At 32.1% G+C, this 21,975-nt stretch carries 21 protein-coding genes; 11 read left to right on the top strand and 10 right to left on the bottom strand.

Features of this window, described 5'->3' with window-relative positions; genetic code table 11:
* Positions 1-163 precede the first annotated feature (163 nt).
* Entirely contained in the window at positions 164-676 is a 513-nt protein-coding gene (locus EJ01_RS06485) for a hypothetical protein (protein WP_048081224.1), read from the bottom strand.
* Between the two features lie 333 nt (positions 677-1,009).
* Between EJ01_RS06485 and EJ01_RS06480 the strand changes: the two genes are divergently transcribed.
* From EJ01_RS06480 to EJ01_RS17225, 7 genes are all read left to right on the top strand, one after another.
* The gene (locus tag EJ01_RS06480) at positions 1,010-1,318 is read left to right on the top strand and encodes a hypothetical protein (protein WP_048081225.1); all 309 of its coding nucleotides are present in this window, start codon (positions 1,010-1,012) and stop codon (positions 1,316-1,318) included.
* 277 nt (positions 1,319-1,595) lie between these two features.
* Positions 1,596-1,868, top strand: a complete 273-nt coding sequence (gene albA / locus EJ01_RS06475) for a DNA-binding protein Alba (RefSeq protein ID WP_048081226.1) — start codon at positions 1,596-1,598, stop codon at positions 1,866-1,868.
* 1,125 nt (positions 1,869-2,993) lie between these two features.
* Positions 2,994-3,452, top strand: a complete 459-nt coding sequence (locus tag EJ01_RS06470; protein ID WP_048081227.1) for a hypothetical protein — start codon at positions 2,994-2,996, stop codon at positions 3,450-3,452.
* Between the two features lie 8 nt (positions 3,453-3,460).
* Positions 3,461-4,906, top strand: coding sequence for an amino acid permease (locus tag EJ01_RS06465; protein WP_048081228.1), 1,446 nt, complete (start codon positions 3,461-3,463; stop codon positions 4,904-4,906).
* A gap of 17 nt (positions 4,907-4,923) precedes the next feature.
* Positions 4,924-6,375, top strand: a complete 1,452-nt coding sequence (locus EJ01_RS06460; protein ID WP_048081229.1) for an amino acid permease — start codon at positions 4,924-4,926, stop codon at positions 6,373-6,375.
* Positions 6,376-6,387: 12 nt separating this feature from the next.
* Entirely contained in the window at positions 6,388-7,803 is a 1,416-nt protein-coding gene (locus EJ01_RS06455; RefSeq protein ID WP_157197576.1) for a peptide MFS transporter, read from the top strand.
* A 196-nt stretch (positions 7,804-7,999) separates the two neighbouring features.
* On the top strand, positions 8,000-8,149 hold the full coding sequence (locus tag EJ01_RS17225) for a hypothetical protein (protein WP_157197577.1): 150 nt from the start codon (positions 8,000-8,002) through the stop codon (positions 8,147-8,149).
* A 43-nt stretch (positions 8,150-8,192) separates the two neighbouring features.
* Here EJ01_RS17225 and EJ01_RS16925 read toward each other — a convergent pair whose 3' ends face one another.
* From EJ01_RS16925 to EJ01_RS17220, 7 genes are all read right to left on the bottom strand, one after another.
* Positions 8,193-8,864, bottom strand: coding sequence for a response regulator (locus tag EJ01_RS16925; protein ID WP_084689167.1), 672 nt, complete (start codon positions 8,862-8,864; stop codon positions 8,193-8,195).
* A 12-nt stretch (positions 8,865-8,876) separates the two neighbouring features.
* Positions 8,877-9,212 (bottom strand): hypothetical protein, encoded by a 336-nt coding sequence (locus EJ01_RS06445; RefSeq protein WP_048081231.1) that lies wholly within the window; start codon positions 9,210-9,212, stop codon positions 8,877-8,879.
* Positions 9,213-9,223: 11 nt separating this feature from the next.
* Complete coding sequence (locus EJ01_RS06440) at positions 9,224-9,403, bottom strand: hypothetical protein (protein WP_048081232.1); 180 nt, start codon at positions 9,401-9,403, stop codon at positions 9,224-9,226.
* Positions 9,404-9,532: 129 nt separating this feature from the next.
* Positions 9,533-10,396, bottom strand: a complete 864-nt coding sequence (locus EJ01_RS06435; protein WP_048081233.1) for a methanogen output domain 1-containing protein — start codon at positions 10,394-10,396, stop codon at positions 9,533-9,535.
* A 50-nt stretch (positions 10,397-10,446) separates the two neighbouring features.
* Complete coding sequence (locus EJ01_RS16425; protein WP_052375911.1) at positions 10,447-12,870, bottom strand: CHASE4 domain-containing protein; 2,424 nt, start codon at positions 12,868-12,870, stop codon at positions 10,447-10,449.
* A gap of 267 nt (positions 12,871-13,137) precedes the next feature.
* On the bottom strand, positions 13,138-14,574 hold the full coding sequence (locus tag EJ01_RS06425; RefSeq protein WP_048081234.1) for a flippase: 1,437 nt from the start codon (positions 14,572-14,574) through the stop codon (positions 13,138-13,140).
* 70 nt (positions 14,575-14,644) lie between these two features.
* Positions 14,645-14,803 carry a hypothetical protein gene (locus EJ01_RS17220; RefSeq protein WP_157197578.1) on the bottom strand — a complete coding sequence of 53 codons (159 nt, stop codon included), beginning with the start codon at positions 14,801-14,803 and terminating at the stop codon, positions 14,645-14,647.
* A 639-nt stretch (positions 14,804-15,442) separates the two neighbouring features.
* Here EJ01_RS17220 and EJ01_RS06420 point away from each other — a divergent pair.
* From EJ01_RS06420 to EJ01_RS06405, 4 genes are all read left to right on the top strand, one after another.
* Positions 15,443-15,850: a hypothetical protein gene (locus tag EJ01_RS06420; protein ID WP_048081235.1), complete on the top strand. Its 408-nt coding sequence runs from the start codon at positions 15,443-15,445 to the stop codon at positions 15,848-15,850.
* A 59-nt stretch (positions 15,851-15,909) separates the two neighbouring features.
* On the top strand, positions 15,910-16,317 hold the full coding sequence (locus EJ01_RS06415) for a hypothetical protein (RefSeq protein WP_048081236.1): 408 nt from the start codon (positions 15,910-15,912) through the stop codon (positions 16,315-16,317).
* Positions 16,318-16,743: 426 nt separating this feature from the next.
* Positions 16,744-17,088 (top strand): PadR family transcriptional regulator, encoded by a 345-nt coding sequence (locus EJ01_RS06410; protein WP_048081237.1) that lies wholly within the window; start codon positions 16,744-16,746, stop codon positions 17,086-17,088.
* A gap of 4 nt (positions 17,089-17,092) precedes the next feature.
* Complete coding sequence (locus tag EJ01_RS06405) at positions 17,093-19,168, top strand: Coenzyme F420 hydrogenase/dehydrogenase, beta subunit C-terminal domain (RefSeq protein WP_084689166.1); 2,076 nt, start codon at positions 17,093-17,095, stop codon at positions 19,166-19,168.
* 55 nt (positions 19,169-19,223) lie between these two features.
* Here the strand turns inward: EJ01_RS06405 and EJ01_RS16420 are convergent, their stop codons facing one another.
* Both EJ01_RS16420 and EJ01_RS06395 read right to left on the bottom strand, forming a co-directional pair.
* Positions 19,224-21,197, bottom strand: a complete 1,974-nt coding sequence (locus EJ01_RS16420; protein ID WP_052375910.1) for a sensor histidine kinase — start codon at positions 21,195-21,197, stop codon at positions 19,224-19,226.
* 121 nt (positions 21,198-21,318) lie between these two features.
* A complete protein-coding gene (locus EJ01_RS06395; RefSeq protein ID WP_245611165.1) occupies positions 21,319-21,933 on the bottom strand; it encodes a DUF2119 domain-containing protein in 615 nt (204 codons plus the stop codon).
* Positions 21,934-21,975 lie beyond the last annotated feature (42 nt).

Raw genomic sequence — 21,975 nt, 5'->3', positions numbered from 1 at the left:
ACAAGTCTAGACTTTTGCAGCATACTAAATTTATAATTTATTTAAACATATTACACCGCAATAGTCTTAACAGTGTCAATACAGATGGAAATCAAAAAAATTAAAGACAAATTAAGACTAATAAATATTTTAATAAGTTAAACCTGAAATTGCATTGAATATTCTATTGAATATACCTTAAATCATCGTGATCATGGGCGAATTCAGCCCCGCCAGTAATGTGTTCCAGCTGTTTATCATATAACTCTTTAATTTCATCAAAAATGTAGTCATAAAGCTTTTTAAGGTCATCTTCGCTGTCTTCACATATCCTGAATTCATCCTTAGATTCCTTACCATATTTTACCACAAAGCGACCATCTTCCTTTTTAATTAAAAGCGTACTTCTCACATTTTCCTGTGGACGGCCATGTGGAACTTCATATAACCCAATTCCAATACCAACATGCCAGAAACCATCTTCTCCAAGTTTTGTAGCTCCGTGTATGTTATAACTAACATTAGGATCACTTTCTTTATCAGGAGGGTAGTAATTCACCTGTTCTGGAGGACATTTTAAATATTCTTTTAATCCATCCACCATTTTAACCCCAAATTCCATGCATTCATTTTCATAATTGAAATACCGTTTCCTTGCACCAGTATAACTTTCACAGAGTTCTTCAAATCTTGTCATACTCTCACCTTTTAATTATTGTTAGTTAACCAGATTAATTTTGTATTATTATATTGATTTTATTTAATAATAAATGTGGGATTCTATATTTAAAGGAAACCCCTATGATAAAAAATCTTTATAAAACATTAAATATCAATTCAAACAGTGCAAAAAGTAATAAACAATGAAAAAAATAGCCTAAATGTGTAAAAGTTTAAACCATTCTAACCTTTATGCGTTTTAAATTTTTTTTATCCTATAAATCAACCCCTTAAATATTAAGAAATTAAATTATTTAGAAAAAACATATAGTCAAGCGATGATTAATTTTAAATTTTCAGGAGATAAAAAATGACAGACAATGATAAGCTGGCTCCAATAGAAGCAAGAGCTAATGACATTTTAAAAAATCATAATGGAGTTTACCTTGAAAAACGATTATACACTACCTTAAAAAAGGAATTTTCAGAGTTATCCCGTGCAGATTTTAGAGAAATTATAAATAAATTATTATACGAAGATTATGTACTGGAACACGGCCTTATACGACCAATGACAGATAAAAAGGCCACAAAATCTGATGAAACTTATACTAAAGGTAAACTATCCGGAAAAGGAGCTTCTAAACCCCAAAGAATTCCAGGTAAAAGGGAAATATAAAGAAAATAAACCAAAATACTGCCTTTTATTTCTATCAGGACCAATTAAAATGAATAATATGTTTAAAATATAAATTAAAACACTTAATTGCTGTTTATAGTCATTATATAGCAGATTTATAAAATGATCTTAAATAAACTTAAACTTAAAAATTGAGATTAAAATTACACATTTTTGAATTTAGAATCTTTTAAATCTTTATCTATTAAAATGCATAGTTGTATATAATATTACATTCAAATATTATAGTACTCATCATTTCTACGGAGGTTAAAAGATGTCAGAAGAAAATGTCGTATACATTGGAACTAAACCAGTAATGAATTATGTGTTAGCTGTCGTGACCCAAATGAACGGGGGAACATCTGAAGTAATGTTAAAAGCCCGAGGGAAAGCCATAAGTAGGGCTGTTGATGTTGCAGAAATTGTAAGAAATAGATTTATAACCGAGGCAGAAGTAGGAGCTATAGATATCAGCACAGAAGAAGTGTCAAACAGAGAAGGATCAAACAGTAACGTTTCAGCCATTGAAATACAGCTCAGCAAATAATAAGGTTGTAAAAATCCTTAAATAAAAAAATCTCTTTTTTTAATTTTAAATAAGGATTAATAATCCTTTTTTATCTATTAAATTTGTTATCCATTAAAATAAGTAAAAAAAGTTTGTTTGACTACTTAACTGCTAAAACAGAAAACTTTATATATGTAAAATGTTACATTATACATGAGGTATGTTGTTTGTTTTGTAGATCATGAATAGGAGTACCTCCATTTTAACTCCTATTCAATCCCCTTCTACTGGTTTAAAAGAATATTTACATCCCAAGATATTTAATTACGTTTTTTAGACTTCAAAGTTGTATGCTTGAAATAAAGACTTTAAATAATTCGAATTGCAGCGAATTACTTTAGCCTTGAAAAAAGCTTGAAAATAAATTAGATTAATAATCGCATGGTTTAAGTATGTTAAGGTAACTGCGCGAAATTTAAAATTTTATATATGATTTAAGAAAGCCTTAACTTTAAAAAAAGTAGTAAAGATGAAATTTTAGTTGAAATTCATCATTTATTCCATCTTCTTACTCAAAAATATAAGATGTATTTGACAGCCATTTCTATTTTCAGTCTTTCATAAAGTCTATTTACACTACCTTTTATTTTGTTTAATTAATACAACGCTGCTCATTATAGAAATGTTTATATATTTAAACTTTTACATTATAAATTGACATGTAAAGTTGGGTACTTTCATGTTTGTTAATCACGCCCTTAGGGATAGGAGCGCCTCCATATATTTTTAACTCCTATTCCATCCCCTCATTTTATAAATTAAACATAATAATTCTTAAAATAGAAATAAAAAGAATTTTAAAGTTTTATTAATAGCTTTTATTGGTTATAAATGAATCTCTGACTGTCATTCACATAACTAATTAAAAATTATTAAAACACCTAAATAGCTTTTATTTGGATAAATTAGATATAATTAGCTTTTAATAGCCTATTTTTCTGTTTTTTATCATTTATTTTATATATAACTCTTACTTATCCGTTTTAACGTATGCATATTAAGAATAAATATCTGCAAAACCACAAACTTTATATATCTAAAATGTAAAATTTTACTTTAAAAATTAAAAGTGTATTTAAATTGAAGAGTTGAGGAGTTGTAATTATGAAAAAAGCCGTTTTTACATTAATATTAATATTAACAATTATTTTTACAATTAATACACTGTTATCTGTAGATTTTAGCTCTAATAATTCTTTTAACACATCTAAAGAAGTAAAAGTAAACGCACAAGTGACCTCCGAAGATCAAGAAATAAATAAATCCTTTCACAAAATCGCGTCCCTTAAATATAACGTTAAAAAATGCAACTGCGAACACAAATCCCATGCGTTTGCAGACGTACTTGTTAAAAAAGGTGCAAAAAATATCTATTTAATAACAATAGAGCATGAACCTAGAGAATATTCACACATAGTAGTGTCATGGGAAGGTAAAGTATATGATGCCACAATAACACCTCCTGTTTACAGAATGGATGAAAAAGAATACCTAGATAAAATTAGGAAATACGGATTCACTGGTTTACGGGTTAAGGCCCCCTATTCCGGTAATAAAGGATAGTGGTAATAATGTGCAGTTTGTTCCATAAAAAAGATATAGAAGAATGTTTGCACCTGAATACATGTAATCAAAAATTAAAACGTTCTTTAGGTCCAATAGGACTTATTATAATGGGTATTGGCGCAATTGTTGGTGCAGGGATCTTCATAGTAACTGGGGTGGCCTCTGTAACTTCAGGTCCTGCGTTGATCTTATCATTTGTAATTGCAGGTATGGCCTGCGGACTTACAGCATTATGTTATGCTGAAATGGCATCCATGATTACAGTAGCAGGTGGAATATATACATACACCCATGTGACAATGGGTGAAATATGGGCATGGATGATAGGGTGGACTGGAATTCTCCAGTATATTATTGCTGCATCTGCAGTGGCAATAGGCTGGTCTTCTTATACTTCTGGATTCTTTAGTTCAATGGGGTTTTCTTTACCTGAGATAATAACAAGTTCTCCACTTAATGGTTCTGGATTAATTAACCTACCTGCATTGTTAATAGTGGCTCTTTTAACTGGTATACTTGTTCTTGGCGCAAAGGAAAGTGCTAAGGTTAATGCAGTAATTGTCATTATAAAACTCGCCGTAATTGGATTATTTATAGTAATAGGAGCTCAATTTATAAATCCTGTAAATTATCATCCATTTGCTCCTAATGGACTTGCAGGAGTACTTCAAGGTGCAGCAATGGTCTTTTTTGCATATGTTGGTTTCGATACAGTAGCTTCTGCAGCCGAAGAAACAAAAAATCCTCAAAAAGCTCTCCCAATAGGAATCATAGGATCACTTGCAGTTTGTTCACTATTATATATCATTGTAACTGCTATAATAACTGGAATGGTCCCTTACACGACGTTTGAAGGAAACGCAGCACCAGTTCAACTTGCACTTCAAAGTGTTGGAATAAACTGGGCAACAGCAGTTGTTACGGTTGGGGCAATTGCAGGACTCACCACAGTTATTTTAGTAAGCATGTTCGTTGTACCTAGACTTCTTTTTGCAATGTCAAGGGACCAGTTACTTCCCAAAAGGCTCACTAAAGTACATCCTAACTTTAAATCACCAATAACAAGCATCATACTTGTTGGTGTCATATCATCACTGATATCTGCTTTTTTACCTCTTGAAGGGATTTTTGAGCTGGTGAATATTTCAGCGCTTACCGCATTTATATTCCTTGCATTGTCTGTTATAATACTTAGAAAACAGAGGCCAGATATCAAAAGAAAATTTAAATGTCCATTAGTCCCTGCGATACCAATAATTTCTATAATAGCCTGTTTAGGCCTAATTACACAGTTAAAACTTCTTACAATTGAAGTATTTGGAGCATGGTTACTGGCAGGTCTAACATTTTATTTTATATTCAGACGGTACAAAAAATACGCAACCAATAAGGACAGTAATTTACTAAAAAAGGAAATTCATACCGTCACAAAGGAAATTTCAGCAAAATAAACGGATCTGGTAAAACCATGAACAGAAACATATTCCGTAAAAAACCAATAAATGACCTAATTAACACAGATAACTCAGATAAATCACTGAAAAGAGCTATAGGCCCATTAAGTTTAATCATTATGGGATTAGGTTGTATAATAGGTGCAGGTATTTTTATAGTTACTGGTATCGCTTCAGCTAACTATTCTGGACCTGCACTAGTTTTATCATTTATTATTTCAGCAGTTGCATGTGTTTTCACTGCGTTATGCTATGCTGAATTTGCTTCCATGATTCCTATTTCAGGGAGCGTTTACACCTATACTTACGTTGCAATGGGTGAAGTATGGGCCTGGATGATCGGCTGGGTCTTAATATTTGAATATCTTATATCTGCTTCTGCTGTTGCCGTAGGCTGGTCTTCATATATTGTAGGCTTGCTTAATTCAACAGGATTCATCCTACCCAAAATAATTACCAGCCCACCATGTACTGGATTAATTAATTTGCCTGCATTTTTAATTATTGCACTTTTAACTGGGATACTTGTTCTAGGAATCAAAGAAAGCACTCGATTTAATGCAGTAATCGTTTTAATCAACGTTTTCATTATACTGCTTTTCATTATAGTTGGCGCTAATTTTATAAATCCTGCAAATTATCAACCTTTCATGCCTTATGGATGGACTGGAGTGATCCAAGGAGCTGCAATGGTCTTTTTTGCATATATTGGTTTTGATGCCGTTTCCACTGCTGCAGAAGAAACAAAAAATCCACAAAGGACGCTGCCTATTGGTATTATAGGTTCTTTAATCATCAGTTCCATTCTTTACATTGCTGTTGCAGCAGTTTTAAACGGCATGGTTCCCTACAACTTATTAAATAATGCTGCACCCGTTACATTTGCACTTGAAAAAGTAGGAGCTAACTGGGCTGCTTCAATAGTGTCATTTGGGGCATTATTTGGACTTACATCAGTACTACTTACCAGTCTATTTGGACAAACAAGGATATTTTATTCCATGTCTAGAGACGGACTTTTGCCAGGTGTTTTTTCAAAAATTCACCCTAATTTTCGCTCGCCAGTATTAAGCACCATAATTGTAGGGGCAGTAGCTTCAATTATCGCTGCATTTTTACCATTAAGTGTTATAATTGAGCTTGTTAATATTGGAACACTTTCAGCGTTTATTTTCCTTGCTTTATCCATAATCATTCTTAGAAAACAGCAACCAGATATTGAAAGGAAATTCAAGTGTCCATTAGTTCCCATAATTCCCCTTGTCTCCATAATCTTCTGTGTGTTTCTTATTTTCCAGCTTTCAAGCACAACACTTGAAAGATTTGCAGTGAGCCTGGTCATTGGCTTAACTGTATATTTTGCTTATGGATATCGAAAAAGCAAATTAAAAGATAAAAAAACCGTTGAACCCGAAGATGAACTTCACTGTGAGCTTAAAGGTTACAAATTTAACAACAGTAAATGAGGGGGCTAAAATATTCTAAACAAACATCCAAAAGGACTTTATTCCTTATTTTTTACTGAAATGTGGGAAAGGTTCAGTTACTACGGTATGAGATCTATTCTTATACTTTACATGGTCAATGCCCTTCTTTATAATACTACATTTGCATCAACTATTTACGGATATTACACCGGATTGGTATATTTGACACCTCTTATTGGAGGATATGTAGCCGATAGATACTGGGGGAACCGTAAATCCATAATTACAGGAGGCATACTAATGGCACTGGGCCAATTTTCCCTTGCAGTAAGCAGTTATCTTTATGTACCAGCTATAGCTCAGGGGGCATCATATTCCTCTTTTATTTTTAATAATCAAGGAATATATTTTTTAATTGGTTTATCGCTGCTTGTAATAGGTAACGGATTTTTTAAACCTAACATATCCTCAATGGTGGGTTTTCTGTATCCTAAAAATGATAACAGGAAAGATTCAGCATTTACTATTTTTTACATGGGTATCAACCTTGGTGCTCTCATTTCCCCATTAATTGTAGGGGAGTTAGGAGATACAGGGAACCCTGCAGATTACATGTACGGTTTTTTAGCTGCAGGCGTAGGGATGATTATTGGTCTAATTATTTTCATATGGAGCAAAAATAAATACCTTGTAACACCAGAAGGTAAAAGTGTTGGTTCAGTACCTTCCCATGACATAAACTGCAAAGAAAATTCCAGTAAAAAGTTAACAAAAACAGAAAAAGATAGGACAGCAGTTATCGCTATTTTATCGTTCTTTTCCATTTTCTTTTTCATTGCGTTTGAACAGTCGGGAGTATCACTTACTCTTTTAGCTGAACAACATGTAGATAAGGTGATTCCATTTTTAGGTAATCTGCATTATTCTGCAAGCTGGTTCCAAATTATAAATCCCATGGCAATACTAATATTAGCTCCTTTATTTGCTGCATTATGGCCAGTTCTTAGAAAAAAAGGATATGAACCTCCAGTACCTCTGAAAATGGCAATAGGATTAATTATATTAGCCGTAGGATTCATAGCCCTTTTACCTGCAGCCCAGATGCTTGACGCTGGAACTCAAAATATAAGTCCTCTATGGCTTGTACTGGCTTATGTACTATTTACAATGGGAGAGCTGTGTTTATCTCCAATTGGATTATCTATGGTATCCAAGTTAGCACCCCTTAAATTTACCTGTCTTCTTATGGCCACATGGTTTTTAGCAAGTTCAATTGGTGGTGTAATGGCAGGCTACATGGGCAGTTTATATCCATCCTCAACCAGGACTGTGACAACTTTTTTAGGTACACCCATTGATGGGTTTACATCATTCTTCATGATCTTCGTTGTTATATCGGCTGCTGCAGGCATAATTTTAATAATTACCAGCAAAAAGCTTTCAAAAATGATGCATGGGGTTCAGTAACTTTACTGTATATCATTTAGACATTTCATTAACCGAAAGTTTTAAATATTTAAAATGTTACATTATACATTAAAGAGTAAACATTTAAATAGATATCTAGTTGGAAATGTGATCATATGTCATTAAAAACATTTTTAAAGTCATTCTGGATATTAATAGCGTACAAAATTAGGTAAATATAAAGCAGGTGTTTTCTGTGAATCAAACCCCAACAAAAACCAGTTCATCAGTAGCTTTTTTAGGTGAAACAAAAAAGAGCATGCTTAAGGCAGCTGTTTTATTTATAGCAGTAATATATGTCTATTACTGCGCTATATATTCTATATACTGGTATTTAATAAAATAACTCATTTTAAAGATATAAAAATTAAGATAAAAATAAATGCCCTTTATTTAGAAAACTCTAAACAAAGTTCATCTCCCCTAGGATATACAACAACCTTATTTTCTTCTGAAATCGCATATTTCTGAGTAATATCAGTTAATAACTTATAAAAAGCAGTATATGCAGCTTTGTTATTTCTATCAGTGGATATATAAATATTTTTAAGCCCAATATCTATATTAAAAGGTCCAGTAAGTGATTCACCTTCCAGTACACCTTCTTTAAATGAACCTTCATTTTCATCAAGGAAACGTGTAACATCGCGGTATATATCCTCAAAGTCCATTAATTTCTCTTTTTGAGCGCTGTGTTTATAAACAGCCATTTTAATATTAGCCTTTAATTCGCTGTCCTTATACGGTTTAATTATATATCCATATGGACATGTTTTTTCAGCCCTCGCAAGCATTTCATCATCTGCATAGGCTGTAAGATAAATGATAGGGATATCATAGAGTTTAACAATGAACTCAGCAGTTTCTATTCCGTCCATTGCCCCTTTAAGTACTATGTCCATTAAAACAAGATCGGGTTGTACCTTTTTGACGCTTTCAATTGCCTCTGCACCAGATGAGACTAAATCTGTTACTGAATATCCTAATTTCTCTAATTTCTTTTTTAATCCCATGGCCAGGATTTTTTCATCTTCAACTATCAATATTTTAGTTTCTGGCATTTTTACACCTTTTTACACGCCTCTTTTAGGTGTTATAAGCTCAAGACAGATCTGTTCACCTTTAGGGTAAATAGTTGCAGTACCACCATATGCCTGGATAAACTTTTCAATAACTTTAGTTAGAACGCTGTAAACATTTTCGCTTTCTTGGGCACACAAATAAGTTTTTTTAATCCCAACATCCAGACTAAATTCACCTAATTCTTCCATTACCCGGGATCCAATTATTGAATCTTTAATATACTGTTCTTTTTCCTTTAAAAATTTGTTTACTTCATTAAAAATGTCTTCATCAACGGCTTTAGGGCTTAAATCTTCTGAAGTATTTTTTGTTTCATTTTCTGCCATGTGATCCCCTCTTAATCAAAAATTTCCTTTTCGTCAACATTTAATTCTTCTATTTTTTGTTTACACCATTGGTATAGCGCCTCTTCAGCTCCCCTCGACATTTTACCCTGCTTTTCTCCATAAGAAATTCTTGCCATTCTTCTAAACGCGATTTCTAACTCATCAGATATACATATAGTGATGCATCCCATGATATTCCTCTTTTTAATTTTTAATTCCATTAACAATTAATTCATTATTATATTCCTCATATTTAATAAATTTCATTTAAAGATTAAAAATTCAATTATATAAAAATTTCTATCTGATTTATCAAATATTTAATGAGTAGAATAAAATTTAAAAGAACACTTTGGGGAATTACCTGCTATGCTCGACATTCTGCAGACATCTCCCCTGATATTAATCCATTTAAAACTGCAGTTAACTATTGCATAGCAGTTAATACAAAATATCGGATTTTTAATGGAATATTCACTCCACGAACAGTTGAAAAATTCTAAATACCATGAATCATCTTCTGATCTTATCTTATTTTTAATACCAAAGCTTGTAAAGAGCTCTGAAAGCCATGAAAGGTAAGTTTCAAAGAGTGGGATTATATCTTCATCAGATATATTTAGACCTTTATTTTTTAACTTCTTCTCGAACTCAGGTTTCATTTTCTCCTCAAAGCTTTTTTCAAATGTTTTAAGAAGTGTATTCCTGATATCTATTTCACTGTAATACTTGGATTTATCCATACCATGAATCATAAACTGATAATAATCTTCCATAATTCTATTTTTCATCAATTCTTTTCTTTTGCTCTCTGCTTTATGTTTGTAAAGGGCCATTTTAATGTTGGCTTTTAATTCACTTAAATTGAAAGGTTTCAATAAATATCCATAAGGTTCTGTTATCATGGCACGTTCCAGAATTTCATCATCTGCATAGGCTGTAAGATAAATAACTGGAATATTGTAAAGGTTTATAATTTGCTGAGCAGCTTCAATACCATCCATAGGCCCTTTTAAAACTATATCCATTAAAACTAAATTAGGATTAGTTTTTTTAGCATTTTCAATTGCTTCTTTTCCTGAAGAAACAATTCCAGTTACTGCATACCCTGCACTTTCCAGTTTACGCTTCATTCCAATAGCCAGAATTCTCTCATCTTCCACAATTAATACCTTGGCTTCCATTTTATCCCTTAAGTTAATTTATCCAATTATTCAGCACTGATTCTACGTTACTAGACCCTTTTTTTATATTCTGGTTCTTTAAATACAATTACAAATTCAGTTCCATTATCTATATTAAGTTCTATATTCCCTTCAAGCTGTTTTACCAGTTCATTTACTAATTGAAGCCCTAATGAGCTGGTATTTCTAAAGTCAATATTTTCAGGAAATCCCATACCATTATCACTAACAGTAAGCTTAAAATTATTAGAATGCATTTTTTGAAGTTTAACTAGAATAGTGCCCTCATTTTTATCTTTAAATGCATATTTTAAGCTGTTTGAAATAATTTCATTGACTATTAAACCCAGAGGTTGTACCGTTTCAATACTGAATAAAAAGTTACCTGTATCAATTACAGATTTAATATTTCTTGAATCGGCATCATAGGAATACATAAGATCATTTATTAAGCTCTTTATGTAACTTGTAAAATCAATATTGGAAATATCCCTTGACTGGTACATTTTTTCATGAATTAAAGCTATAGACTGGATACGGTTTTCACTTTCCCTGTAATTTTCAAGGGTATTGTGGTCAGTGATTTCATCAGCTTGAAGTTGAAGAAGGGTTGAAATTATCTGCAGGTTGTTTTTTACTCTGTGGTGTATTTCCCGAAGCAGTACTTCTTTTTCTTTTAGAGATGCCTTTATTTTATCTTCTGATTTTTTACGTTCTGTAATATCACGGTTAGTTTCAATAACAATATTCTTGCCGTGAGAATCTTGAATTAACTGCTGCCTGCTTTCCATAATAAGTTCTTCGCCGTTTTTAGTTGTATGAATCAATTCCCCTGTCCACATATCATATTTATCCAATTTTTCCATGAAATCATCCCATCCTTGCGGATGCTTAGTTTTAAGCAGTTCATGGCTAATTTTACCAGCAGCTTCTCCCCTACTATATCCATAAAGCCTTTCAGCACCCTGATTCCACGATAATATGCCCTCTTCAAAACTCCATGAAAAAATAGCCCCATATGAAATATCTAATAACGCAGCATGTCTTTTTAATTCTTCTTCTGCTTTTTTACGATCAGTAACATCTATAAACGATATTAAAGCCTGTTTAGTCTCAGGAATAAACCCAAATGTTGCAAATAAATCTTTAATATCTCCATTTTTAGTTTTTAACTGCACTTCATAACTATTAAGTGTGTTTTTGTCTTTAAATTCGTTGAAGCTATGGTGATTTTCAATTTTATCCAGATGATCTTTGACAACAAAATTCATTAGATTTTTTTTATTTTCAATTTCACCCTTTAAAAACCCAGTCATTTTCTCAAATTCATCATTTACAAGATTTATGGCCATGCCTTCCCCGATTATAACCATTGCAGTGCCTGTATTTTCAAATATCATCCTGTATCTTTCTTCGCTCTTTTCTAAATTAGAATTAGATTCCTGAAGAGATCCTAACATATTATTTACAGAAGTCGATAAATCAGCCAGTTCATCGTTGCCTAAAACAGGTACTCGTTTAGATAAATCATTCTTTTTACCTATTCCAGTAATACTTTCTATTATTTGATCCAGCCTGTACAGAACATTCTTATCAAGGTAATAAGTGATAAACATCGCTGCCAGAAATCCCATTATAATTAAAGACAGTATAAGATAAAAAATAGCGTTTTCATAATCATTGTTGATAAAACGAGGTAATTCAACTTTTAAAACAAGATTAGAGCTGCCATTAACTCCTTTTAAAACACTGTATCCTGCAACGGAGTCATGGCTTAAATTAGTTACATAAACAGGTGTCTCATTTGATAAATGTGACATGGCATTCAAAAAATCAGAGGGTGCATCTGTATCAGTAACTGGTTGAACAGAAACAAGCCCACTGTTAGAAAGACTACTCAACATATCCTGATTTAAGAATCTTCCCATAATTAGAGTTCCGTGTGATGGGCCTTCCCCATTGCTCTTTAAAACAGGATTTGAAACAACGATCATAGGGATTCCATTAATAATTATAATCCCAGATAAACTTTTATTATTACTTGTATCCAACATTAAGCCATTATTTTTTAGACTTTGAGTCATATTGGAAGATATTTTTATCTCTTTCTGGCTTGTTTTATTATATGCTTCTGCATAAATTATTTTACCGTCATTATTTGCAAATAATATAAAATCAATATTCAATTTTAAAAACGCATCATTAACAAGTGTTTTATTTAAAAAGTTAGGATTATCGCCATTAACATAGTAATAAGCATCATTCCAGCTTGACCAATCATTTGCACTGTTATTTAACGATTCTAAACTATTATTTAATGAATTAAGAGTGTTATTCAGTACCAGCTTGGTATAACTATTTTCACTTTCAGAGGAACTGCCTACAAATATCAGCTCTGAAATTATAAAGAAACTAACAGTTAAAGACAGGATTATAACTGCCATGAGTACCAGAGTCTTTCCACGTAATTTCATTTAAGCACTGCCTTTTTTCTATGAAATAATAAAGCCTAACTTTTATTTTTAATTTAGTTTTCTCTTTTAAATTCATTTACATTAGATCTTGAGATTAATTTTTTATATAGAAAACTTTAAATATACTAACGTTTAAGTTTTAATTGTACCATAAATTAGTTGACCCTATTGGTTTGATATGGGGATGTGATATTTTATTCACCTTCATTTGATCCACCTTTTACCCCATATCAACTAAAGGCCCATTATTATCTGATTTTTAAACAATTATTTACCTCCAGTTCCGTACATTTTCTTAAAAATAATTAAATCATTCTCATCAAATATTTTAGTGAAATTAAGGGCTGTTAAATAAATAATAAATCCGCAAAAAGCTGTTATAATTAAATTAAAATCTTTTAAACAATATACAGCAAAAACCATTGCTAAATTGGATAAAATTATTTTTGGCAGATCTCTAAATAATGATCTATCCACAAAATTTGTTTTAGAAAGAGTATACAACATAATGAGCAGTACTGAAATATCTGTAACTACTGTAGTAACAGATGCGCCGATGAAACTAAACTTATGTATCAATAATAGCCCTAATAATATATTCAGGACTATTCCAACAGTAGTTATTTTAATTACTGTAAGCTGCCTGTTGATTGATCCTAAAAGATTTGCAGATATCCCACTTACAGAAACTAAGGTAAGTGTCCACACCAAAATCTGAAGAGCTAAAGCAGAAGGACCATATGCACCTCCATATACTGCAGTTATAATTTGAAGAGCCATTAAAGAAATAAAAATGGTTACTGGTAGACATATGATTAGAGTGTACTTGAGGGAACGCTCATAAATAAATTTGAGTGAATTTTCTGATTTTTTATAATAAATAGACATGACAGGGAAAACAGCAACCATATAAACCGAATAAAGGGATAAAAAGAAATATATAAGTTTATTAGGCGCGCCGTAAAACCCCACTGCTTCTTTACCCACCACTGCAGAAAGAATTATGGAAGGTATCCATATAAACAATGTGAGGAAAATTCCAGATAAAGCAAATGGAAGTGCTTCTTTTATGGTCGGTTTCCAGAAGGAAAGATCGAATTTTATTTTAGGCAGCTCATACCTTCTTATATAAATGATAAACATGTACGCCAGAACAAGAACATTTCTAACTAGATAAATAAATGCAAGCGCAACAACATCCCATGAAAGGCTTATTGCAATAACAACTGCTGCAAACATGAATATGTTGTCAAAACCTGTGGCAATTGCCTGGTGCTCCATTTGCTGATAAGCTTGAAAAACTGAAAAGAAAGTTGTAAAAAAAGAACTTATCACAATGGCAAGCGTGATAAGAACAATAACAGTTATTGTTTTGGGATCATAACCCATTAAAACTGTTGATATTAAAACATAGATAATGGCAATAATTGAGAAAACAGATTTCATAGCGGTAGTATTCCCAATATATTTCTCTGCTAATTCATTATCCTTTGATACTTCTCGCACTGTTAACATTCCAAGTCCTAAATCTGTGAAAATTCCAAATAATCCAGTAAATGCAATTGCAACGGATAAAATTCCAAATTCTCCAGGTCCAAGATATCTTGCCATGTACATTAAAGCCAAAAAATAGGCCACGTAACTTATAATACTGGCTATAACCAAAAAAAATGTATTTCTGGCTATTTTTTTCGTTATACCCATATATACACCATACTTACAAATTAATTTTTATGTCGTCTTAAAATTTACAATATGAGTCTAAAATTGTATCTTAATTTATAATATCAATACAGTATACTATTTCTTTATAGGGGCCTAAATTACTGTTTTCTACTAAAATTAGCTTAGTATTTCCAGTTTTAAGGGTTTTAAATATAATACGTTCTTTATCAAGGAAATAACCAATTTTAGGACCGGTAATTCGTTCCAATTTAATCATTTTTAAATAATTATCATTGAATATTTTAATCCAGTGGTTACCACAATTAAGGGAAATATTTAACTCAATTTCAAATTTTTCATTTAATTTTAGAGTGTTTTCGATAATTTCAGCAGGTATATCACTTTTATCAAAATAAATTCTATTTTTTAACTCTATAACTTGAATAAAACTCCCCCCTTTGAAACAGTGCTAATTCTTTTCATGTTTAAATTAAAATGTAACATTTAATATATTTAAAATTTGTGTTTTTAGAATGAATTTTGAGGGTTAATACATAAAGATCACTATTCAGCATAACAGTACCATATTCTTTGTTTAAGGTATTTTTGGTAAAATTTAAAGGATAAATACCCATAATCAGCATATAACAAATATAAAATAATAAAATTAGTATTAATAGATTAATTTCATTAAAATACGGTTTTAAAGGCTTTTTTTATTTTAATCTAAATCATTAAATAATAGAAAACTTTATATATTCAAAATGTTACATTATACTTTGACATGTAAATTGGTACATGCATATTTAAATCCAGATTCAGTTGGATAGGGTTGCCTCTCCTATCAAACCCTATCCAATCCCCTTGAGAAAAAAATAAGTCTTGATTAAGTAAAAATGGTGAAAATATGGATAAAAAATCAATTATGGTTTTAACTGTTTTATTTGCAGTTTTTGTTGGATTCCAGTTTGCAGAACCAGCAGCAGCAGCAAAAGTAGTAGACCACGGCGTTTCTTATAAATGGGACAAAACACAGGGTATGTGGAGACAAAACACATGGACAACATACCAGTACAATAACGATTTCGTGAAAACTGTAGTTGTTACCCGCTGGAAATTTGACTCAAAATACACATACGGATACAAAAATACCATCACCCTTGCAAAAGTAAGCAAAGACACCATAAAAATTAGAGATGTACAGGATATCATGGAACCTTCTGTTTACTCGTTAAATTACAAAAAAACAAAATTAACCGCATCACAATACTACTGGAGAGTCTACAGGGCAAAACTCTTTAATTGGTACGAATAAAAACCAGTAACTCAATAAATTATTTTTTTTTAATTTTCAAATTATTAATAGGTGAAAAAATGAATAAAAGTATATTTATGATGTTAAGTGTTTTATTTATGGTTTTTGTTGGATTTCAATTTGCAGAACCAGCAGCAGCAGTAAAAGTAGTAGACCACGGCACAAAATACGGATGGGACGGGCAGGATGATACATGGGCGAAATTAACCTGGAAAACTTACCAGTACAACAACAACTTCTTAAAGATATACAGAACCTTTTACACTAAAAACCCTAAAACTAAAAAATACGTTCTCAACTCGCATGAAAGCTTCACCCTTGCAAAAGTTACCAAAAACAGCATTAAAATCACATACAGATCAGATGCGGGAATAGGTCCAGTCATGAATATATTTTATGATAAAACAAAATTAACCGCCGCCCAATATTACTGGAGAGTATTCAAGCACGAGATTACAGTCATCTAACTTTTCTTTATTTTTATAATATTTTTTTTGATTATACAGATCCTAAATTCCTCAAAATTTAATTTATATTACTTTTCAGAAATTCACTTCAGGTAATTTTCACATATCCAAATTATAAGATTATATAACTTGGAATAATTTCACTTACATGAACATGGATCAGCCCTATTTCATGAAATAAACACTATATAATCCTCTACTTTACATATAAAATTCATTAGTCCTCTTTTAATTAGAAATAAATAATTCACCTGTTAATTTTTCCGATTTTATATGATATAACACATCATCAGTAGTATAAGCATTTTAGAAATATTACTTATCTTAAATTTTAAGTCTCAACAATATTTTTATATACTATGTAGCACCAAGTATCATGTACCACATAGATTATTGTACTACAAAGTATTGCGAGGAATATATAGAATGAGCCGCATATCCAAAAGATTCGAGACTGAAATGAGAAGAGGAGCCATACAAATTGCTGTAATGTGTTTACTCGAAAAAGAGCGTTATGGGTATGATATAACTAAAAGCCTGAAAAATTCAGAGCTTAAAATTGAAGAAGGCACTTTATACCTCCTGCTTAAACGTCTCGAAAATGAAAAACTGCTTTCCAGCCGTTGGGACACTGCAGATTCAAGACCACGGAAATATTATCAAATAACAGAATACGGCAGAGAAGTTCGAAAAAACTGGCTGGAATTTTTTAAATCAATAAACACGAATGTTGAACAATTTGAAATTAATATGGATTCTGAAAAAAGGTGACTGGATGTACATTAACGACTATATAGATAAAGTAACAAGGAATATGAGTCCAAATCAGCGGAAAGAAGTTGGTGAAGAACTTAAATCCCATATTTTAGACAGTGCAGATGCTATTGCAGCTGCAAAAAATGTGGAGGTTGATGAAACTATAATTCGTGAAGCAATTTTAATGATGGAACCTCCAGAAAAGCTGGCCAAAATGTATCCAAAAAGTCAGATAAATAAAGAAAATACCTGGAAACTTGAAAAAATAGTTGAAAGTGACATGTGCGCTAAATGTGGTACATGTACTGTAATCTGTCCAAATAACATACTTACCTTTGAAGGCAGACCTCAACTAACAGAAGAATGTCTGCGAAACGGCCATGGAATGTGTTTTGAGGTTTGTCCAAGGGTTTCATCAGGAAAATATCAGATAAAATTAAGGGAAAAATTTGAAAAAGATCTTTATTATGGAAGGGGATCATCTGAAGGACAGGATGGTGGAGCAGTAACCACCTTTTTAAAACATCTCCTCCAGGTAAAAAAGATAGACGGTGCCATTGTAGTTGGTGATGAATACTGGAAACCTGTTTCATTAATAGTTCAAAGTGCCGATGATTTACTTAAAACATCAAAATCTAAATATGCAATATCCACCCTTGAAGCGCTGAAAACAGCAGGTGAAATGGGCCTCGAAAAAGTAGCAATCGTTGCGTTACCCTGCCAGATAAACGGACTTAGAAAACTTCAATATTTCCCATACCTTGCAAAGCATGAAGAGGAACTTGGAAGAACAGGTAAACCTGTAAAAATTCCCAAAATTGAGTACCTAATAGGACTTTTCTGTACAGAAAAATTTGACTATGGAAATATGAAGGAGATATTAAAAGAAAATAATATAAAAATGGAAGATGTTGAAAAATTCAACGTTAAAAAAGGAAAACTTCTGGTATATACAAATGGAGAAGAGAAAAAAATAGATTTAAAGAAAATAGAGCTCTGTGCAGGCTGTAAAATGTGCAAAGATTTCGATGCAGAGCTTGCAGATGTTTCAATTGGTTCTGTTGGAAGCCCTAATGGATATTCTACCATCATAATAAGGACCAAGAAAGGTGAGGAAATTAAAAACGCTTTAGATCTTCAAAAAGGCGTAAAAGTTGAAGAAATTGAAAAACTTCAGGGCTTCAAACAAAAAAGGTTCCAAAGAGAAGTAAATAGAAGAAAGGAAAATGATGAATATATATCATTTTATTGGGCTTCAGATTATGCCGGCGTTTCAAAAAGAGCTGATAAAACTTATTTCATCAGGATCAGGGCAAAACCAGCTGGGTGGTACACCACTGAAGAAATAAAAGAAGTTGCAGACATAGCAGAAAAATATAACGCAAGGATCAAATTGACAAATAGGGGGGCATATGAACTCCACGGCATAAATGGATTTGATATCGATGATGTTGTTACTAAACTTAATGAAATGGGCCTTGTAACAGGTTCAGAAGGTCCGCTTGTCAGGGCAACACTTGCCTGTCCAGGTAAAGAAAACTGCGGTAGCGGACTTATAGATACAACCAGAATATGTGAGATTATAGAAGATAAATTCAAAGAGAGACCTACCCCCTATAAATTCAAAATTGCAGTGAGCGGATGCCCAAATAAGTGCATGAGGCCACAGATACACGATACAGGAATAGCAGGTATAAAATTCCCAGAAACTAATGAAAATGAATGTAATGGCTGTGGAAGATGTTCAGAAGTTTGTAAAGTTGAAGCCATTAATATCAGGGGAGACACATCTTACACCAACTACAATATATGTGTTGGCTGTGGAAAATGTTTAAATGCATGTCCGCACAAAGCAAGGGAAGTTAAAGAAGAAGGATTCATGATTTATATAGGAGGTAAAGCTGGAAGAGAGCTTGTTGAAGGTGTAAGCACTAAAGTTAAAACTGTTGACGAAATAACAGATTACATAGACAACATTCTGAAGGTTTATGATAAATACGCAGATAAACCACAAAGAGAACGGCTAGCTGCAACCATGAAAAGAATTGGCCAGACAAAATTCCTTGACGAGGTCAGAAAAGGCATTGAAAATTAAATTTTTTTTCTTTTTTAAAGTTTTTTAAAAGATATGCTGTTAACATCCCCCATTTTTAAGAATTTACAGGGTTGATTGGAATGGTAAAATAAAAGGTTGAACCTGCACCATATTTTGATTCAACCCAAATTTTCCCTCCATGGTGTTCAACGATCCGTTTACATATTGCAAGACCGATACCTGTCCCCCTATACTCATCAATTGTATGTAACCGTTTGAAAATATCAAAAATTTTGTCGCTGTACTGTTTTTCAATTCCAATTCCATTATCAGAGACTGAAAATATATATTCCTTCTTTTTTGTATCTAAATATGCTGAAATACGAATTTTTGGTCGTGTTTCTGGCTTTTTAAATTTAACGGCATTTACTATAAGATTCTGGAATATCTGGACCAATTGTCTAGAATCAGCCGTTACAGTAGGAAGCCTTTCATGAGTTATCTCAGCTTCATTTTCATCAATTAACCTTTTAAGATTAGATAAAACAATATCAATGGTTTCATTAACATCTGTCAGTTGAAAGTTTTCACCTTTTCCAACAAGAGAATATTCCAGTAAACCCTGAATCATCTCCTTCATCCTCATTGCTCCATCAACAATGAAATCAATATATTCATCAGCACTGCTATCTATCTTACCATTATAACGCCGCCCTAATAGTTGTGCAAAGCTTGCAATACTTCTAAGTGGTTCCTGCAAATCGTGGGAAGTAATATAAGTAAACTGCTGAAGTTCATAATTAGAACGTTTTAACTCTTCCACAAGTTCTTTAAGTTTCTCTTGAGCTTCTTTACGTTTCGTTATGTCGGTGTTAATTTCTAAAAACCCTAAAGGTTTACCACTTTCATCTTTTTGCAATGACCATCTACTTAATACCATAATAGAAGTGCCATCTCGTTTTTTGTGGGTTAATTCCCCATCCCACTGCCCATAGTTTAAAACATCCTCCTGGATTTCATCTAAAGGTTCAGGGTATTCCGACTGCAACAAGTCATGGGTAACTCTTCCCAGCGCTTCATCCCTACTCCAACCGTAAGTTTCTTCAGATCCTTTATTCCAGAATGTAATTTCATCGTCCATGTTGCGGACAAAAATAGCATCATGGGTAAGGTTTATCAATTCAGCTTGTCTTTTAATATTTTCTTCAGCTTGAAATCTTTTCACATCGATATTATCAATTGATACAATACTTAACCAGACTAAAATTGCTAAAATTAAAATAGTAAAAAATATGGTAATTGCAGTTCCAAATTCAGCATCATATAAGCCCATATGTTCTCCCAAAAGTCTTAACCATCCTAAAATCAAAGGAATAATAATGATACTGGGTATTATTCTTCGTGCAAAAACGCCAGCAACCCCTTTGCTTGTTAATATTTTCATAAAGCCTTTATTTGGACGAGAAGCAATAATTGCCAGAAAAATAATGAATAGCATAACAGATCCATAAAGGGATGGTGCTGTTGTGTTCAAAATAGGATAAATTGTTGTTTGATAAAGATACCCTAAAAGAACAAGAAATGATATAAGCCCCACAAGAATAATTAATAACTGAAAAAGATGAAAATTTCCCTTTTCTTCCTTATCAATCGTTAAAAGGGAAATACTAATTAATAAAAGGCTTGAAACTGCCACCAACGACATCCTGTTTAAAGCTCCAGTTTGGAAAGCATCATGAGGTTCGCTAAATAATATCTGATCTATACCTAAATTAATACTAGATATATACTCAAAAAGAGTAAAAGATCCAATTAACAAAATAATTAAAGATAATATTCGTGAAATCAAAATATTACGCGAATTTACTCGTTTTTCTTGCAAAAGCCATATGATTATACCAATAAGAAGAAAAGAAAAAGCAGTGTTAGATTTAATAGTAGAAAAATCAGAACCTGGAGTTTTAAGAATTTCAATATTAAATGCCCATCCAATAAGAAATAAAATACTGATTAAAATGATAAAAATACTTAAAATTTCAGAAAATGCCCGTAATTTAGACATATATTGATTTTGAAGATTTGAATTCATTTTAAATCACACCCAATATAGTAATAATATATTTTTATAAATTATTAATTATTGGGAATCTGTGATCCTGAATCAATATCTCAAAAAAATAAATTTTAAGTAATTTAAAGCCTAATAATCATTATAATGGAGGATATCCATTCCAATAAAGCTCAACAGCATATTTTGCTGCAGTTTTAACCTGTTCGGGATAATCTGCCCTCAACTTATCTAGTAATTCATATTTATCCTTCGAGCCTGCAACAGCCTTCATTACATTCAAATAAACCTCAAGAGATTCTATCGAATAGTTACACGGGATTTCAAGTGTTATACAAACATCCCATTCTTTAAATAAAGAAGTCCTGATGTAAGGAGATGTTGAACCTATTAAAACGCCTTTTTCAAGGTGTATAAGCGGCGGAACACCAGTACGCTCCTTTCTGTTTAAATCTGTTAACTTACTAAAACTGTTTGAATTATAACAGTGCAGTTCAACGTACATTTCAGGTTTAATGTCTCTAATTATAGATACAATCTCTTTACCCCTATCAGAACCGTAATAATGTCTGTCAAGTGTGCTGATATAAGGGCTCTTATCAAAATTATACATTGTAAGGCTGCCGTTTTTAACATCAACTTCAGAAATTTGCAAAAGGGCATCTACAGTTGTAAGTCCTTCTTTCCCGTGGACTCCCCCAATAAAAAGACGTACAGGATTATTTCCTTTATTTATTATCTTTTTAAAGACCACCATTTATAAAACCTGCTAAAATTAGATTCACATTTAAAAACATAA

The organism is Methanobacterium veterum, from assembly GCF_000745485.1.
Lineage (GTDB): Archaea > Methanobacteriota > Methanobacteria > Methanobacteriales > Methanobacteriaceae > Methanobacterium_D > Methanobacterium_D veterum.
This window is presented reverse-complemented; position numbering and strand designations above follow the sequence as displayed.

Coding starts and splice junctions, on each gene's coding strand:
- EJ01_RS06485 (WP_048081224.1), bottom strand. CDS start 676: ATGACAAGATTTGAAGAACTCTGTGAAAGTTATACTGGTGCAAGGAAA.
- EJ01_RS06480 (WP_048081225.1), top strand. CDS start 1,010: ATGACAGACAATGATAAGCTGGCTCCAATAGAAGCAAGAGCTAATGAC.
- albA (WP_048081226.1), top strand. CDS start 1,596: ATGTCAGAAGAAAATGTCGTATACATTGGAACTAAACCAGTAATGAAT.
- EJ01_RS06470 (WP_048081227.1), top strand. CDS start 2,994: ATGAAAAAAGCCGTTTTTACATTAATATTAATATTAACAATTATTTTT.
- EJ01_RS06465 (WP_048081228.1), top strand. CDS start 3,461: ATGTGCAGTTTGTTCCATAAAAAAGATATAGAAGAATGTTTGCACCTG.
- EJ01_RS06460 (WP_048081229.1), top strand. CDS start 4,924: ATGAACAGAAACATATTCCGTAAAAAACCAATAAATGACCTAATTAAC.
- EJ01_RS16925 (WP_084689167.1), bottom strand. CDS start 8,864: ATGCCAGAAACTAAAATATTGATAGTTGAAGATGAAAAAATCCTGGCC.
- EJ01_RS06445 (WP_048081231.1), bottom strand. CDS start 9,212: ATGGCAGAAAATGAAACAAAAAATACTTCAGAAGATTTAAGCCCTAAA.
- EJ01_RS06440 (WP_048081232.1), bottom strand. CDS start 9,403: ATGGGATGCATCACTATATGTATATCTGATGAGTTAGAAATCGCGTTT.
- EJ01_RS06435 (WP_048081233.1), bottom strand. CDS start 10,396: ATGGAAGCCAAGGTATTAATTGTGGAAGATGAGAGAATTCTGGCTATT.
- EJ01_RS16425 (WP_052375911.1), bottom strand. CDS start 12,870: ATGAAATTACGTGGAAAGACTCTGGTACTCATGGCAGTTATAATCCTG.
- EJ01_RS06425 (WP_048081234.1), bottom strand. CDS start 14,574: ATGGGTATAACGAAAAAAATAGCCAGAAATACATTTTTTTTGGTTATA.
- EJ01_RS06420 (WP_048081235.1), top strand. CDS start 15,443: ATGGATAAAAAATCAATTATGGTTTTAACTGTTTTATTTGCAGTTTTT.
- EJ01_RS06415 (WP_048081236.1), top strand. CDS start 15,910: ATGAATAAAAGTATATTTATGATGTTAAGTGTTTTATTTATGGTTTTT.
- EJ01_RS06410 (WP_048081237.1), top strand. CDS start 16,744: ATGAGCCGCATATCCAAAAGATTCGAGACTGAAATGAGAAGAGGAGCC.
- EJ01_RS06405 (WP_084689166.1), top strand. CDS start 17,093: ATGTACATTAACGACTATATAGATAAAGTAACAAGGAATATGAGTCCA.
- EJ01_RS16420 (WP_052375910.1), bottom strand. CDS start 21,197: ATGAATTCAAATCTTCAAAATCAATATATGTCTAAATTACGGGCATTT.
- EJ01_RS06395 (WP_245611165.1), bottom strand. CDS start 21,933: ATGGTGGTCTTTAAAAAGATAATAAATAAAGGAAATAATCCTGTACGT.